Origin of the sequence: Thalassococcus lentus (assembly GCF_028023555.1) — a bacterium.
Lineage (GTDB): Bacteria > Pseudomonadota > Alphaproteobacteria > Rhodobacterales > Rhodobacteraceae > Thalassococcus_A > Thalassococcus_A lentus.
The window spans coordinates 137,498-152,471 of sequence record NZ_JAQIOY010000004.1; the positions used below are offsets into that span (position 1 = coordinate 137,498).

The window sequence follows — 14,974 nt, forward strand, 5'->3', positions numbered from 1 at the left end:
TTCTTTTTCAACCTGTTCAATAGGTTACGCGCGAATTTTCGGTTGCGCTTCGGCTGCGCTGCTTTCGTGATGCCCACACCTCATGCCAGCAAGATGTGGAATTGGCCCTGTGCCACCGCATCTTGGAGTGAAAGCGTGAAAGACCCAAACCGCATATTAGCAAGGACGCGCCTCGAGCGATGCCCCTGCATGCCTGTGGGTTTGGATTTGGCGGAGCGCTTCAATCTCGCGGTCGCGGTGATCGACATTCAGGCGAATATTCTGGACGCCTCCTCTGCCGCCGAAGAGATGTTGGAAGCCCATCCAGCGCTCTTGTCTTCCACGCGGCGCCTCGGGCTCCTATCGAGCACACATTCTCGTGCTTTCCGCATCGCCATTCGCCGTGTTCTGTCTGCCGGGGGTGAGCACATGATCCGCGCCGACGATGGCTGCATTTCCGCCCCCATGGGACTGCGTCTTTCCCCTTGGAAATGCCCCAATCATTGCCTTGTGAGCTTTCACCCGTTCGAGGCCCAACCGGCCGATTTCGATCTTTTGGCAGGTGTCTTCGACCTAACCCCACGCCAACTCGACTTGCTGAAACACTTCAGTCAAGGCTTGAGCCTCGCGGAGATTGCTGATCGCACGCGCCTGAGGCCGCAGACCGTGCGAGAGGCCTTCTCCATCCTTTACGCCAAGTTCGATGTGCAGGGTCAGCTCGAGCTCATGTCGGTTTTGGCCGCAATCGGCACCCTCGGAACGCCGCAATGACGGAGCGGCGTAGTTTGGGTGCAGCACGCAGCCATGATAAAATGCGCGCGAATGAGCCTTCCCTGCTAACCGCTTCCCTTCTGCCTCGATGGACGCGCCCGAATTCCTCGGACGTGCCCTGCGAGGAGAGAACTATGGAAGAGAAAACAGCAATCATTCGCGATCAGAACGACCGTTTCCGCAAGGCGATGCCAATGCCCTCGGGCGTGCCCGGTCGGGTCATGATGACCTCGGGCATTCAGGCGCTTTGTAATGACGAGGCCGAGCCGAACAAGCATTTGCCCGCGCTCTTTGAGGCGGTGCGCAGCTTTGAAGATTTCAGCGAGGATAAGGATCCCTATCACGATCACAGCTTCGGAGCCTTCGATTTCCGGGGCGAAAAGGTGTTTTGGAAGGTGGATTACTACGATGCGGATTTGCAGTTTGGGTCAGAAGACCCAAGCGACTTGACCCAGACCTGTCGCGTCCTGACCATCATGCTCGCCCAGGAATACTGATGGAGCGGTTTGAAACCGCGACGCTCACCTGGCGCGGCATCGAGATCGAAACCAGCTGCAAATATGGCTATCCAATCGAGGGCTTTTGCCACATCGAGGTGAAATCCCCCGAGCGTCTGCCCATCACCGAAACCGGCTACAGGTCGCATTTCATGGCCATGGTGGAACTGGAGGGGTTCGAAACCCATGTCGCCTATTTGGCCGCATGGCTGGAACACGCCGCACAAAGCCAGGATTGGCAGCACTATGTCGAGAGCCGCCGCCAGGGCGACCTCTTTGACCTTTGAAAACGAGCAGGGCCAGTGACCTGCCATAAGCCCGCGTCTGACATCATCGGCGCGGGCTTTTCCTATGGTATAATGCGCGCATCGATCTTTCCCCAAATTGTTGAAAAGGAGACCCCAATGCCTGCTATTGGTCATGTGAAGCTATTGGAAAACGGTTCCTACAAAGGCCGTCTCGCCACCCTGTCGATCCGCCGCGAAATACAGATCATTCCGGTTGAGAAGTTCAACGACGCCATGCCCGACTTTCGGGTGATGGCTGACGATGTGGAGCTCGGCGGAGGCTGGAAGCGCCTGAACCGCACGAACGGAAACGAATACATCTCGCTGTCACTCGCCGCGCCCGAGTTCGGGCCCCGCACGATCTACGCCAACCTCGGCAAGAAACCCGACACCAAAGACGAATTCGCCCTCATCTGGAACCCAGCTGATTGATGCCAAGAGCCACCTGTAAAGGTGGCTCTTTTCTGTGGTGTTCGGCCCAAACCGGACATTGACCAAACCAACACGTGCTGCACTGCAGCTTACCAAAGCGGTAGTTGAAACAGTTCGATGGCCTAAAAGGCTTTTCCATGATGTCCAATTCCTTGCCTATTGTTTATGACGAAACTGGGCGCTACATATAGAAGACCCAATATGGTCTACACCCTTCTGGTTGCTGTCACCGGCGATGTTCCTCATTCGCTATATGAGCTCTACCCAAAACAATGGAGTTTCAGCGACTCAAACCACAATCAGCAAAATCTGGACGAGAAATTTGATTGAGAAAAAGCCAATGGTACAGTAGCTTGATCAACAAAGTTGTTAAAAAGGTGAGCTGCAGTGCAGGCAGAGGACATCAAACGCAAAGCCTTTAGGTTTGTAAGAGACACCGAGCTTGGCCCAGTGGTTCTCGATCTTCTCATTCCCCAATGCGTTCCGCTTTCATTTGAAACAGAGTTGTGGGATTTCAAAAGAAAACCACCGTTATTGGATGAACATCCGGATGTGGCGGCTAGAGACTTACATAAACTCGAGATCCATGAACTGATCAAAGACATCGCCTCTTTCCACAACTCATTTGGGGGCTACATCGTTTTCGGCGTGGAAGACTCAGGTGCCGAACGTGTTGTGGGATGCAGCGCCACACTGGATCTCGGTGACATTTCTAAGCGTTTCAAATCACATACTGGGCGGGACATCGAGTTGTTTCAAAATACTCTTCAGGTTGGGGAGAAGAATGTTCTTCTATTATTAGTCCCTAGAAGGAAACGATCAGAAGAACCTATTCAATTTTTGAAGACAGGCCCAAGCTCAGAAACGAAGAAAGCAGCTTACCAAAAAGGCTCCATATATATTCGAAGGCTGGATGAGTGTCGTCCGGCTGCCAATTCTTCAGAGGATTGGGCGTTTTTATTTTCTGATAGGATCGTTTCAGATAGTCTGACAACTTCAAAGAAAGAAAACATACCATCCAATCTCCCCCCCAGAGATCCAGATTTAGTCCAATTTGTTGGGAGGGAAGACGAACTTACGTCTCTTAGATCATGGGTCTTGGACAAGCGGAGCCCAGTCAGGCTAATTTCAGGGATAGGAGGCTTAGGAAAAACTTCTGTAGCGTACCACTTCTGCGAAGAGTTAGCTGTGTCCGGAGCGGGTGACTTTGAGTATATTGCTTGGGTGTCTGCCAAGAAAACAACCTACGCGGCGTTGCGCGGTGGATTGGTCAAGACGACCCGGCATGATTTTTCAACTGTTTATGAACTCCTTGAAAGACTGGTGATTTTGATCGCTGGCGAAAGCTCTGTTGATGACGATGCGGAAGAAGAAGAACTCGCAGACATATTGGTTGATGCGTTGAAGTATCGGCCCTCGTTTATCGTTGTTGATGACTTGGACAGCCTTTCACCTGAAGAACAAAGAAAGTGCGCCACCGTACTTCAAGAGATTGGATTCAGAACATTGGATCGTGAACACGCTGGCAGCAAATTGTTAATGACTTCTCGTCTTGATCAAGGGCTCTCACCGACTTCGGTATTGAAGATTTCAGGGCTCGATCATGATGCATTTTGTCTGCACATTGACAATTTGTGTGATCAATTTGGTCAACCACAGTTCAATTTGCGGCTCGTGAAGCAGGTTTATACGGCTTCTTCCGGCTCCCCCCTCTTTGCCAGCGCTATTGTCAGGATGGCTAGTCTGGGCGAACCGCCGAAAGAGGTTTGTGAGACATGGGCATCGCAAGATGGTGAAGATGTACGAGAGTTTGCTTTCAAGCGTGAACTTGATCGTCTCTCGAAAGCGAGTGCTTCTGTTCTGCTTGCAGTAGTAAAGCTCGGAGAAGTAAGCACAGAAGAGCTACTTGAGGCAATCGAAGTTTCAAGAAGATCACTTTCTGATCACATTAACGAGTTACAGTCTTTTCACTTACTAGGTAAAAAGGAAAATGAACATGGCGACATAGTACTTTCGACTTCCAAAGAGCTCATTGCCTCAGCTGGAATTCTTAAATCTAGTTTAGGGCAAAGGGCACAAGAGATTGAGCGCCGATGCGCAATAATTCGGAAGAATCAAGGCGATCAATCTCGTGAGGTTGGGCGAACCATTCGAAAAATCATCAAGTGCTTGGATGAATATGAACCGGATCAAGCATTGGTGTTGGCAAAAGACTTGTCAAAACGAAATCCTAGGAATGGTGATGCATGGTGTATTCTCGCTCGCGCATTTTTGAGCGTTCAGCCACCTTACTATCAGCAAGCAGATGATGCCTGTACTAACGCCGTGAAGAATTCTTGTTCTAGAGCAGAACTTTTTGATTATGTTATTGAATCTAAGAAAGGTATTGGGGATTGGCAGGGCTTGAAATTCTACGCTGATAAAAAACGCTTCAAGTCAAAAAAGCGAGATCCGGGGCTGGAAGCTTATCTAACTGCAGTTTTTGAGTTGGTTGACTTGGCGAGCCAACGCGGAAGCTACACTGATGCTACAAGGCATGCAATGGACGGCGTCACTAAGATCTCGGACAAAGTTCAAAATAGCTACCTCGAAAGTAGCTTCTTCAATAAATTGATCATTGACCAAAATCGACTTGCTGATCTCGCCATAAAAAACACACGGTTGTCAGTAGAACGCCCTAGAGACAATTTGAGAGTTTCCGACCTGGGTTTTGAATTGATTAATTTGAACGTTCAAACGAAAGGGGCAGTTTCGGCAGTTTTCTCTGGTCTAAGCGATTGGACAAATCACGTGAAACAGAACGATCTACTAGATGAAGCAGAAATTGATATCATCTCAACGAACATTAGAAAGCTGGAACGATTGACCGATATGCTTTCGCAACTTAGCCGAGACGTTTCTATCGAGCTCGACCAAGTGGCTACGATTCAAAAACAACTTGGCTTTTTGGGGGCTTCTTTCTCATAGACTACGCATGTCCAATGTCAGCTTTGCCGTCCTGATTCTGTTCAGGCTGCAAGTGCAGTGAACTTCTGTTCTCCGCCCAGACCTCGTAAGGAACATCACCACATTCGGTCAGCAATTTCCAGTTCTTCATCCCCCACCGCGTTTGCGTAGATCGCTGTGGTGGTCATGCTGGCATGCCCCATCCATTTTTGCAGCATGTGAAGCTGGACGCCTGAGCGGACGGCGTGGATGCCGTAGCCGTGACGCAGGCCCTTGGGTGAGGCTTGGGGGCCATTGATTTCTGCTTTCTCCATAACCCGTTTGATCCATCGGTAGGCGGTAATTCGGCTAACCTTTTGGCCGCAGACTGTCCAGATCGGCAGGGGCAGCTCGCGTGGCAGGTCTCGGAACGCTTCGATGAGCTGAGGGGGAACGGGAATTTCGCGGATGTGGTGGTGGCCGCGTTTTTTTAGGCTGCGGAATGAGATGAGGCGCGCTTGGGCTTGGATGGCAGAGAAGCGCAGCTCGCGCGCCTCGGACAGGCGGCACCCTGTGTAGAACAGCGTCAGGCAAAATGCCCGCACCGTTGGCTCTTCCCCGTCAGCTGCCGCCAAGAAGCGCGCGCGTTCATCGGTGTTGATGTAGAGCCTTCGGCTCTTGTCGTCATATAGGCGCATCGTGGATGGCATGGGTGATGTGAAAGCTGCATTCATGACCTCTCGGGGTTAGGGTGATCGAAGGGTTCGAGAGGCTCTGGATGCAGTGAAACAAAATTGGCAATTCTGTTTCAGCGTTTCGCAAGGCATTGAAAATCATGCACTTTGCGCCACCTGCCAGGAGCTTATGCCATCTGAATCACGCTCGCAAGCCGCGTAAATCCTTGTTCTTTCGCATTGTACAAAATTGCCAATTTTGTTTCACGCGAGGCATGTGGAAAACCCATGTGACGCGCCTCCGTTTTGTAACGTTTGGAGGTCTCGAACATGAAAAGAATTCCCTATTTCCTGGCTATGGCGGTGCTGGTGCCGGGGTGCATGCAGCCCGATAGTTTTGTCTCAGATGACGCACGGACGGCACGGCAGGAGCTGCGCCTGCAAGGCTATCAGCACATGTCGTGCAGCCAGCTTGCGCAGCATCGGGCAGCGGCATTGCCTGCGCGTTCCGCCCTAGGGGCCATTTCAGTCACAGGTGGCCTTGGCCGTCAGACCCTTTCGGACATCGAAGAGATGATGCGCCGCAAAGGGTGCAGGATTCAGGGGTGAGGACATGACAATGAAACGATTGATGATTTTGGCCAGCCTGTCGCCGACCGCAGTTTTTGCGCAGTTCACCGTGCCGGAGGTTCACTACGATCCCCCGCCGACGCAGACAGAGATATATTTCAGCAACCCCGACAATTGGGTGCAGCTTGGCATCCTTGCCGCGCTCGTAGGTATCGGGGTTTTGCTGTTGGTACGGTGGAAGGGGTCGTCAAAGGATTGACGTTCAGACCCGTGTGGACAAGTTCGCGTGCGTTCGCACCCGTGCTTGCTACGATTGAGACATGCAAGAACACACGACACCGCCACGCGCGTGGCTTACGGTCGATCAAGCCTTTGTCGCCTGCCAGCAGGCGGGGCTTGATCGCACCAAGAAGACAATCCGCTCCTGGGCGCGGAACGAACATGTTGAAGCCCAGAAACAAACCACCCCGACCGGTGAGCGCTGGATGGTCGAAGAGGCGTCGCTATCTGTGAAAATCCGCTCAGAACTGGAGTTTCAGGCGCAAAGTCAGAACCAGTCCGAACCGGTGCAGACCCGTGTGCACCCGTCCGAACCGGTGCGCACCATGGACGAACCCGTGCGAACCCGTGCGGACGCGTTCGAACCCCGGCGTACCGAGGCGAACGAGGGGGAACGCCAGCAAACCAGTGCCGAGATTGAAGAGCTTCGCCGCGAGCTGCGGTCGCTTGAAATCGACAAGGCCGTACGTGACAGGCAGATCGACTTTCTGACCGAACAGAACGCGGAAGGGCAGAAGAACCTGCTCAGCCAGAGCCGCTATATCGGCCATCTGGAAACGCAGGTATTGCAGCTGGGCGGCGCGCCAGATCAGACCTTTTTGAAAGCGCCAGTGCAGACCCAAGCAGGCGATGTGCGCAACCCTGATCAGCCGCATCTGAATGTGGGTTAGTCCAAAGCAAGAATTCAAACGGCATGGTAAAATGACACCATGCAAACGATTGGAGAGATCATCAAGGATCGCAACATAGACGTCAAAAATGGCGATATCATTTCGCAGCACCGTGGCTTTACCCAGGTGCCGAATTTCATTTTGGTCAGCAAGCAGGTGAGCGTTGGGGCCAAGCTGACCTATGCGATGCTTCTCAAATATGCTTGGCAGGATGACTATTGCTATCCTGGGCAAGAACGTCTGGCCGATGATATCGGGGTGACGACGCGCAGCGTGGTGAAGTTCATCAAAGAACTGCAAGAGGCGGATTTCATCGAGGTCGAACGGCGTGGGCAAGGTCGCGCCAACCGCTACATCCTCAATCTGAAACCGCGAAAGTGATTTTCTAGAAGTGAAAAATTTGCACTTCTAGACATGAAGCTTTTGCAGCCTTGAGATGAAATATTTTCACTTCCTTCTATATAAAAATACTCAATGAAGAAGAGGGAGGTTATCCACAATCAGGATGGCCTTTAAGGCAAGAAAGCTGGCCGGGATCGGGAGTAGCCAAATCCCAGCCAACCTATCCAATCAACGCTTCGAACGACGCACATTGATCGCCGAGGCGTCAATGACGTTCTTGAGATGCACGGCATAATGCTTCTCGATCATCTCGACCGATGTTCGGCAATTCTTGGCAATCTGATAGATGTCAGCACCTTCCAACAGTCGGAACGAAATGTAGCTGTGCCGCAGCGAGTAGAGCGTCCGGCGGTTGCCTTCGCGGTCGAACTTGAGGCCGGTTTCGGCCAATAACCTGTTGAACTGTTTCTTGTGATCGACAGGGAACAGGAGGTCGTTCGGTTTCGGCTCGTTTCTCTCTTTCAACCGTTTGAACGGCATCACGGCTCCGGGCATGCTCTTGCAATAGCCAACGCCGCGTTTGCCCCGCACCACGATCTCCAGAATGGTGTCGCCCGAATGCTCGTCATCGACGATGGTGACATCGCGATATTCGATGCGGCGCACCTCATCTGGCCTGACGCCCGTGTTCGCCATGAAGAGCACCATATCGTGCAGCTGTTCAGCTTGATGCCGCCAAGGCTTCGTTTGCGATGCCTTCACGTTTTCGCGGCTGGCGGTGTAGAGCGTCTTGTATTCATCCGGCGAAAACCAAGCGCGGTGCGCAACCTTTGTCGAACTGCGATAGGGAGCAGACAGGTCAGGCAAAGCGGCCAGCCATCCCTGACGGATCGCCGTTTTCAGCACCATGCGCAATGTCACGATTTCCTTGTGCATGGTCGAGGCCGAGGGCGGCTTGAAACCGCCGTTCCCCTCCATTCTGTGCAAGCGATAGTCTTGCACAACACCCGAAGTCACATCGACCAGAGCCTTTCTCCCGAAGAAGGGCAGCAGGTGGTTGTTCAGGCGTGAGACATGCCCGCGCACGTGATCGCGATTGCGCGTGCCGCCGGTCATGACCTCATATTCGCGCATGAACCGGTCAGCCGCTTGCGCAAAGCTTCTACCGCTGACGGCCTCGCCCCTGATCTGACGATGCTTGAGGTCGAGGAACCAAGTTTCTGCAACTTCCTTGGCCTGCGTCAGCATCTTTTGCTTGGTCGACGTCCTGTGGTTCTTACCTTCAAGATACGTGGAACATTGCCAAATCTGGCTTTTGCCTCGGCGGTAGAGGTTCACCTTTCCGTCGAGGATTTTATGCGTTTCCTCCATCTCTCAAACCCCTCCGACCTGAGGACAAATCCTTGTGCAAGATTTGTGTAAGAGATGTGTAAGGGCAGATTCGCGATACCGACATGTGTCGATCTTCGCTAAGTCATTGGTTTTGTTTGATTTTATGGTGCCCGGGGGCGGAATCGAACCACCGACACGAGGATTTTCAATCCACTGCTCTACCCCTGAGCTACCCGGGCACGGGATGCGCTTTTGGCGCTGGGTGCGGGCGGTCTAGCCGAGGTATTTGGCAGTGTCCAGAGGGTTGCGCAGGTTTTTTGCATTGAAAGGCGCATCAACGGGCCGAGCCCCTTTATCCTTTGGCTGCAACAGTCTAGAGCCCAAGCATGGCCATTTCCTTTTCTTCTGTCTCTGCGCTGTCGCAGCACGGCTATGACGCTGTGATTGATGTGCGGTCTCCAGCTGAATTCGAAGAAGATCATGTGCCCGGCGCGGTCAATATGCCGGTGCTCAGCAATGAAGAGCGCGCGCGGGTTGGCACGATTTACAAGCAGGATTCTGCGTTCAAGGGACGTAAGGTTGGGGCTGCATTGGTCTTTCGCAATGCGGCCCGGCATATCGAGACGCATCTGTCTGACAAGGACGGCGCCTGGCGGCCTTTGGTCTATTGCTGGCGCGGTGGGCAGCGGTCAGGTGCATTCGCTTGGATGCTTCGCGAAATTGGGTGGCGTTCCGAGACCATAGAAGGCGGTTACAAATCGTACCGACGCATGGTTTCGCAGAGCCTGTATGAACAGCCATTGCCTTATCGGTTCATTCAGCTTGGCGGGCATACTGGCACGGCCAAGACGGCACTTTTGCCGCGGCTCAGGGAATGCGGTCTGCAGGTCATCGATCTCGAAGGGCTCGCGGGCCATCGCGGTTCATTGCTGGGTGAGATGCCGGGGGGGCAGCCAAGCCAGAAGTCCTTTGAATCCGCATTGATTGGAGCGCTAACCGCGTTGGATGCCGACCGCCCGGTACTGGTCGAAGCCGAGAGCAGCAAGATCGGAGCCCGGTTGTTGCCACCCAGCCTTTGGGAAGCCATGAGGCAGGCCCCTTGGATTGAAGTCACCGCGCCAATCGAAACGCGCGCGTCTTATCTGGCGCAGGCCTATGCCGATATTTTGTCGGAGGCGGACCCGCTGATGCAGAAACTGGATCCCTTGCGATACCATCGCGGAAACGCGCTGGTGGATCATTGGAATTCGCTTATTTCCCAAGGTGATAAGCTGGCGTTGTGCAAATCTCTGGCCGAGGATCACTATGATCCTGCCTATACCAAGAGCAAACAGGCCTACGCGCCGCGCATTTTGAGCCGGTTTGAAACAGATAGTTTGACAGGCGATGCCCTGGACGCCTTGTCAGCACGCATTGCTGCGGCGGTTCAGGCAATGGATATTTGACCGGCGTCTTCCGTTAAGGCGCCGATTTGCGCAGCCTCATAGCCCGCTTCAGCCAATGCTTGCAGGATTGGCGCGGTTTCCCCTCGGATGGCCGCTAGCAGGCCACCGCCCGTTTGCGGGTCGAACATCAGGTCCAGACGAGGATCCTCTGGATCAGGGGCGCTGATATGAACAGCGGCACGGTTGATCGGAAACAGCGAGGATCGAACGCCTGCCTCGGCCAGGGCTTCGGCCCCTGCAATCAACGGGACCGCGTCCAGATCGATTTGAGCGCCAACTGCCGATCCGGCGCAGATATTCGCAATATGCCCGGCAAGGCCAAACCCGGTTACATCCGTCATCGCTTGTGCGGCCGACAGGATTTCAGCGGCTTGGCCTTGCGGCATCATCATCGTGTTTAGCGCATTCTCAACCGTTTCGCCTGATGCCAGCTTGGCCATTTCCGCTGCCATGACGACGCCAGAGCCAATCGGCTTGGTCAGGATCAGATGGTCGCCGGGGCGGGCGCCGGTCAGTGTAATGGGGGGCTTGGCGCAAAGGCCTGTCACCGTGAACCCGATTGTCAGCTCGCTGCCTTGGGTGGTGTGCCCGCCAACCAGTTCGGCTCCCGCATCGCCAAGAACGGCGCGGCTGGCCATTGTAATTTCCCGCAGGCTGCGCTGGGCGAGCGTTTCGGACTGGCGCGGCAGGATCACGTTGATCGTGGCGGCCTGCGGTTTTGCGCCCATCGCCCATACGTCGCCTAGCGCGTGAACGGCTGCGATCTTGGCCAAAACGTACGCATCTTCGGTCATGGCCCGCAAATGATCCGTGCTGATGACTTGGCGGGTCTGGCCAGTTTGCAAAATCGCGGCGTCGTCGCCGGGGGCGTCGCGATCCCCAAGGGCGGCGATCAGGGCAGGGCTGCCGACCTTGGCGCCGCAGCCGCCGCACATGGGCTTGTCTCCCAGTACTTCGCGGCTGCCTGAGGCCCTTGGCCATGGAAGATCGGGCGGCGGCATCTGTGGAAGTGTGCGAAACTTCTCCATAAAGGCTTGGTCGATCCGGTCCTTCCATTTCCACAAGAGCGGCCCGGACAGTTTCAGACCAAAGCGATCCGCAAGCGCGGATTTTTTGCCCAGCGAGATCAGTTTAAGGTAGTCGCGTTGCGGCACGTAAGGCTTAAGGCCGCCAGCATCCGAAAGCGTAGCGCGCAAGTTGTTCAACAGCGTGGGGGCCTGACGTACGGCAAAAACACCGGCCTTTGGGCGTGGGCTGGCCGACATATGGGCGCAATCCCCGACGGCGAAGACCGATCCATCAGAGCTGCGCAGGCGATCATCGACGCGGATAAAGCCGCCTTCCAGATCAAGCCCGGTTCCGGCGATCCAGTCGTGCGGTTTCGCTCCAGCGGCCCCGGTGACAAAAGCGGCTTCGATCACTGAGCCATCTTCCAGCTGCACACCCTCCGCGGTTACGGCGGCAATTGCGGCCTGCTCGATCAAAGTGACTTCCTGATCTGCTAAGGCTGCTCTCAGGGCATTGGCGGTTTTGGATCGAAGGGCTGACAATGCGTTTGAGCGGTCAATCAGCGTTACCTGCGCAGCGCGGCCTTTTGATTTCAATGCAAATGCCAGAGCCATCGCAATTTCAGCCCCGGCGACGCCCGCACCTATAACGGCAACTGTGGCAGGGCCTTTGCCATCCAGAAAACGGGCCCAGGCCGAAGCAAACGGCCCGAGCGGTTTCGCTGGAACCGCGTGCTGGGCAAAACCGGGCAGGGCGGGCATAGCCGATGTGATGCCAACATCAACCGAGGCAACGTCAAATCCGATTGGGGCGCGTCCCGGTATCGAAATCGTACGGGCCTGCAGGTCTATGCCGTCAACTGCGCCCAGCACCAATCTTGCGCCGGCAAAACGGGCAAGCCGAACCAGATCGATGTCCAGTGCGGCCCGGGGATAGTGGCCAGCCAGATGGCCGGGCAACATCCCCGAATAGGGCGCTGTAGGGCCCGGATTGATCAGCGTTACCCGCACGCCGGGTAGAGGGTTCATTCCCCAGACCCGCAATACCAATGCATGCGTGTGACCGCCCCCAATCATGACGAGGTCGCGCGAAAGCGGTAGTGTAGGGCTATGCATGGGACCTCTCCGCATTTTGACATGCGGGGCTTAGCATGTGAATTTCGTGCCGCCTATTGGCGTTTTCGTGATGCGTGCGTCAGCTTTCATAGCGTGTCCCACCCCGGCGGTTGGTGTCGATGGGCAGCTTCATGTGCAGAGGTTGGTGGGCACGCTGGGCGCAGGCCTGCCGGGGGCAGACGTGACAGTTGATCCCGATCGGGCTGAAGACGTTTTCGCCGCTGGTGTCGAATGCGCTCGCATAGCCGATCTCATCGAGATGAGCGACTTCGCACCCGATGGCAATCACAAGGCGCCGGTCCTGCACTGTTGAGCCAAAGGCAGGCCTGTCGGATGTGCGTGACAGGGTGAAAAAGCGGCCGCCATCAGGCAGTTCCACAAACTGTGGGATCATGCTCCCGGGGGAACGAAAGGCGCTGTGCACATTCCAGACAGGGCAGGCGCCGCCTTCTTCAGCAAGGGTAAAGGGGGTGGCGTTGAACCGTTTGGTGACATTCCCGGCCCGGTCGAGCCGCAGGAAAAAGAACGGCACGCCACGTGCGCCATCGCGCTGCAGCGTTGTCAGGCGGTGGCACACCTGTTCAGCGCTGACACCAAAGGCCGCGGCCACGCGATCAACATCGTACCGCGTTTGCTTTGCCAGCTTCAGAAAGGGCGCATAGGGCATCAGCAGCGCCGCAGCGAAGTAGTTGGTCAATTCAACCAGCAAGCGGGCGCGTCCATCTTTGGTGTCCAGCGCACTGTCCTTGACCATGTCCTCGATCAGCGGACCTGCTTCGACCAGCCCGAGAACATGGGCCAGCTGGAATATCCGGTTGGGATGATCGAGCGCCTCGGAAAGCTGCACACGCGATTCAGCTTCATCGAACAGGCGCAGGCTGCCTGACATGTCTTCGACCCGCAGAACCTCGGTCAGGATGCCATGCTCGACCCGCAGCTCTCTTTTGAGAAGGGTATAGATGTCGTCTGTGCTGCCGCCGATCCGAGTGCGCAATGCTTCGGCCGTTTCTTCAAGGATAGGAAAGTGATTTCCGTGATCTCGAAAGTAGTCGTGGATTGAGGTTTCCGGGGTCACACGAAGAAGCTGTTCCGCCGATCCTGTTCCGGACAGTCGTTTGACCTGTTCTACAAGACTCCTGTGGCTTTGGTAGAGGTCAAGGAATTGCGAGACGAGAACCGGCGCATGATCCTGCGCGGCGCGCAATTCGGCCAGATCGGGCTGGGCCCCGATAAAAATCGGGTCACGCACCGCGGCCCGAAGTTCCGCGAGGCGGGTCGTGTCGGTTTCGGTCACCAGCGTGCGCATGTCTATGCCGTAGTGTTCGGTCAACGACAGAAGCACGGCGACGGACAGAGATCTTTGGTTGTTTTCCAGCAGATTGACGTAGGCCGGACTAATGCCCAGCCGTTTTGCCATCTCAGCCTGAGTGTGGCCGTGCTGACGGCGCAGTTGGCGCAGTTGTGGGCCGACAAGTGTTTTGCTCATATTTACATATTTACAAAAATTAAAAATGTAATTGCAAGATTTAACATGAAAACACGTTTTTTGGTGAAATAAAATTACGTGGCCATAGGTTCTCGATCAGGGCTTGCAAGGAAAGGCGCGATTCTAGCGTCACGGGGGGCGGGTCGATCATGTCGGGAGGATACAACATGGCATACACATTCACACGTCGCGTTGCGATGGGATTGGCAGCCTCGGCTGCTCTGGTCGCAACAACTGCTACAACCGCACTCGCCGAAGGCTGGAAACCCCAAAAGCCTGTCGAGATGGTGATCATGGCCGGTCAGGGCGGTGGCGCTGATCGTCTGGCGCGTCTGTTCCAGTCAATCATCCAAAAGGAAAGCCTGTCTAACATGCCGATCCTGCCTGTGAACAAGGGCGGTGGTTCTGGCGCTGAGGCGCTGCGTTACCTCAAAGATAAAGAGGGCGACGCGCATACGATCATGGCGACGCTGAACAGCTACTACACAACGCCGCTGCGCACCGACATTGGTGTGAACATCGAAGAATTCACCCCAATCGCGCGCATGGCCGAAGACACCTTTATCCTTTGGGTCAATGCCGATGCGGGCATTTCGAACCTTGACGAATACGTGGCTGCTGTAAAAGCCTCGGGCAAAGACTGGAAAATGGGTGGCACCGGAACCGGGCAGGAAGACAGCCTTGTGACCGCGATGCTCGAAAAGGAATTCGGGCTGGAAATGACATACGTGCCCTTCAAAGGGGGCGGTGACGTTGCCAAGAACCTGATCGGCAACCACATCAATTCCACGGTGAACAATCCATCGGAGCAAATGGGTTTCTACAAGGCAGGCAAGTCGATTCCGCTGGTCGCCTTTACACCTGAACGCCTTGCCGCGTTCCCGGACGTACCAACGGCCCGCGAACTGGGGCATGACATTGTCTACGCCATGCAGCGCAGCTTTGTTGCGCCAAAGGACATGCCGGCTGAGGCAGTCGCCTACTATACAGCGATGTTCCAAAAGCTGTCGGAAACCGAAGAATGGCAGACGTACACTTCTGAAAAGGCTCTGATGCCTGCCTATCTGACCGGTGACGACCTGCAGGCCTACTTCATGACCGAGCGGGACAAGCATCAGGCGATCCTGTCCGCGATGGAAGGCAATTCCTGAACGATCTGAT

Annotated in this window: 15 protein-coding genes and 1 tRNA gene; 11 read left to right on the forward strand and 5 right to left on the reverse strand. The window is 55.0% G+C overall.

The annotated features are described in order from the left end of the window. Positions 1 to 189 precede the first annotated feature (189 nt). From PFY00_RS13330 to PFY00_RS13350, 5 genes are all read left to right on the forward strand, one after another. The gene (locus tag PFY00_RS13330) at positions 190 to 750 is read left to right on the forward strand and encodes a helix-turn-helix transcriptional regulator (protein ID WP_271433067.1); all 561 of its coding nucleotides are present in this window, start codon (positions 190 to 192) and stop codon (positions 748 to 750) included. Between the two features lie 134 nt (positions 751 to 884). Beyond that, positions 885 to 1,247 carry a DUF3768 domain-containing protein gene (locus PFY00_RS13335; protein WP_271433068.1) on the forward strand — a complete coding sequence of 121 codons (363 nt, stop codon included), beginning with the start codon at positions 885 to 887 and terminating at the stop codon, positions 1,245 to 1,247. Continuing rightward, entirely contained in the window at positions 1,247 to 1,534 is a 288-nt protein-coding gene (locus PFY00_RS13340) for a hypothetical protein (RefSeq protein ID WP_271433069.1), read from the forward strand. Before PFY00_RS13335 ends, PFY00_RS13340 begins: the two co-directional genes overlap by 1 nt. A 117-nt stretch (positions 1,535 to 1,651) precedes the next feature. Further along, positions 1,652 to 1,966 carry a DUF736 domain-containing protein gene (locus PFY00_RS13345; RefSeq protein ID WP_271433070.1) on the forward strand — a complete coding sequence of 105 codons (315 nt, stop codon included), beginning with the start codon at positions 1,652 to 1,654 and terminating at the stop codon, positions 1,964 to 1,966. Between the two features lie 387 nt (positions 1,967 to 2,353). Beyond that, positions 2,354 to 4,933 carry an RNA-binding domain-containing protein gene (locus PFY00_RS13350; protein ID WP_271433071.1) on the forward strand — a complete coding sequence of 860 codons (2,580 nt, stop codon included), beginning with the start codon at positions 2,354 to 2,356 and terminating at the stop codon, positions 4,931 to 4,933. A gap of 95 nt (positions 4,934 to 5,028) precedes the next feature. Here the strand turns inward: PFY00_RS13350 and PFY00_RS13355 are convergent, their stop codons facing one another. Then, positions 5,029 to 5,589, reverse strand: a complete 561-nt coding sequence (locus tag PFY00_RS13355; RefSeq protein WP_271433072.1) for a tyrosine-type recombinase/integrase — start codon at positions 5,587 to 5,589, stop codon at positions 5,029 to 5,031. 306 nt (positions 5,590 to 5,895) lie between these two features. On the opposite strand from PFY00_RS13355, the gene PFY00_RS13360 reads away from it, so the two are divergent. From PFY00_RS13360 to PFY00_RS13375, 4 genes are all read left to right on the forward strand, one after another. After that, positions 5,896 to 6,174 carry a hypothetical protein gene (locus PFY00_RS13360; protein WP_271433073.1) on the forward strand — a complete coding sequence of 93 codons (279 nt, stop codon included), beginning with the start codon at positions 5,896 to 5,898 and terminating at the stop codon, positions 6,172 to 6,174. Between the two features lie 10 nt (positions 6,175 to 6,184). Beyond that, positions 6,185 to 6,394, forward strand: a complete 210-nt coding sequence (locus PFY00_RS13365) for a hypothetical protein (RefSeq protein WP_271433074.1) — start codon at positions 6,185 to 6,187, stop codon at positions 6,392 to 6,394. A 61-nt stretch (positions 6,395 to 6,455) separates the two neighbouring features. After that, positions 6,456 to 7,085, forward strand: coding sequence for a hypothetical protein (locus tag PFY00_RS13370; protein ID WP_271433075.1), 630 nt, complete (start codon positions 6,456 to 6,458; stop codon positions 7,083 to 7,085). A gap of 39 nt (positions 7,086 to 7,124) precedes the next feature. Next, complete coding sequence (locus tag PFY00_RS13375; RefSeq protein WP_271433076.1) at positions 7,125 to 7,466, forward strand: helix-turn-helix domain-containing protein; 342 nt, start codon at positions 7,125 to 7,127, stop codon at positions 7,464 to 7,466. Positions 7,467 to 7,655: 189 nt separating this feature from the next. Here the strand turns inward: PFY00_RS13375 and PFY00_RS13380 are convergent, their stop codons facing one another. Then, positions 7,656 to 8,798 carry a tyrosine-type recombinase/integrase gene (locus PFY00_RS13380; protein ID WP_271433077.1) on the reverse strand — a complete coding sequence of 381 codons (1,143 nt, stop codon included), beginning with the start codon at positions 8,796 to 8,798 and terminating at the stop codon, positions 7,656 to 7,658. 125 nt (positions 8,799 to 8,923) lie between these two features. Continuing rightward, positions 8,924 to 8,998 (reverse strand) — tRNA-Phe (locus tag PFY00_RS13385). 147 nt (positions 8,999 to 9,145) lie between these two features. Between PFY00_RS13385 and mnmH the strand changes: the two genes are divergently transcribed. Continuing rightward, positions 9,146 to 10,204 carry a tRNA 2-selenouridine(34) synthase MnmH gene (gene mnmH / locus PFY00_RS13390; RefSeq protein WP_271433078.1) on the forward strand — a complete coding sequence of 353 codons (1,059 nt, stop codon included), beginning with the start codon at positions 9,146 to 9,148 and terminating at the stop codon, positions 10,202 to 10,204. Here the strand turns inward: mnmH and selD are convergent. After that, positions 10,186 to 12,327, reverse strand: coding sequence for a selenide, water dikinase SelD (gene selD, locus PFY00_RS13395; protein WP_271433079.1), 2,142 nt, complete (start codon positions 12,325 to 12,327; stop codon positions 10,186 to 10,188). The genes mnmH and selD overlap by 19 nt on opposite strands. 79 nt (positions 12,328 to 12,406) lie before the next feature. Beyond that, positions 12,407 to 13,813, reverse strand: a complete 1,407-nt coding sequence (locus PFY00_RS13400) for a helix-turn-helix domain-containing protein (protein ID WP_271433080.1) — start codon at positions 13,811 to 13,813, stop codon at positions 12,407 to 12,409. Between the two features lie 167 nt (positions 13,814 to 13,980). Here PFY00_RS13400 and PFY00_RS13405 point away from each other — a divergent pair, with 167 nt between their 5' ends. Next, positions 13,981 to 14,964 carry a tripartite tricarboxylate transporter substrate binding protein gene (locus PFY00_RS13405; protein WP_271433081.1) on the forward strand — a complete coding sequence of 328 codons (984 nt, stop codon included), beginning with the start codon at positions 13,981 to 13,983 and terminating at the stop codon, positions 14,962 to 14,964. Positions 14,965 to 14,974: the final 10 nt, after the last annotated feature.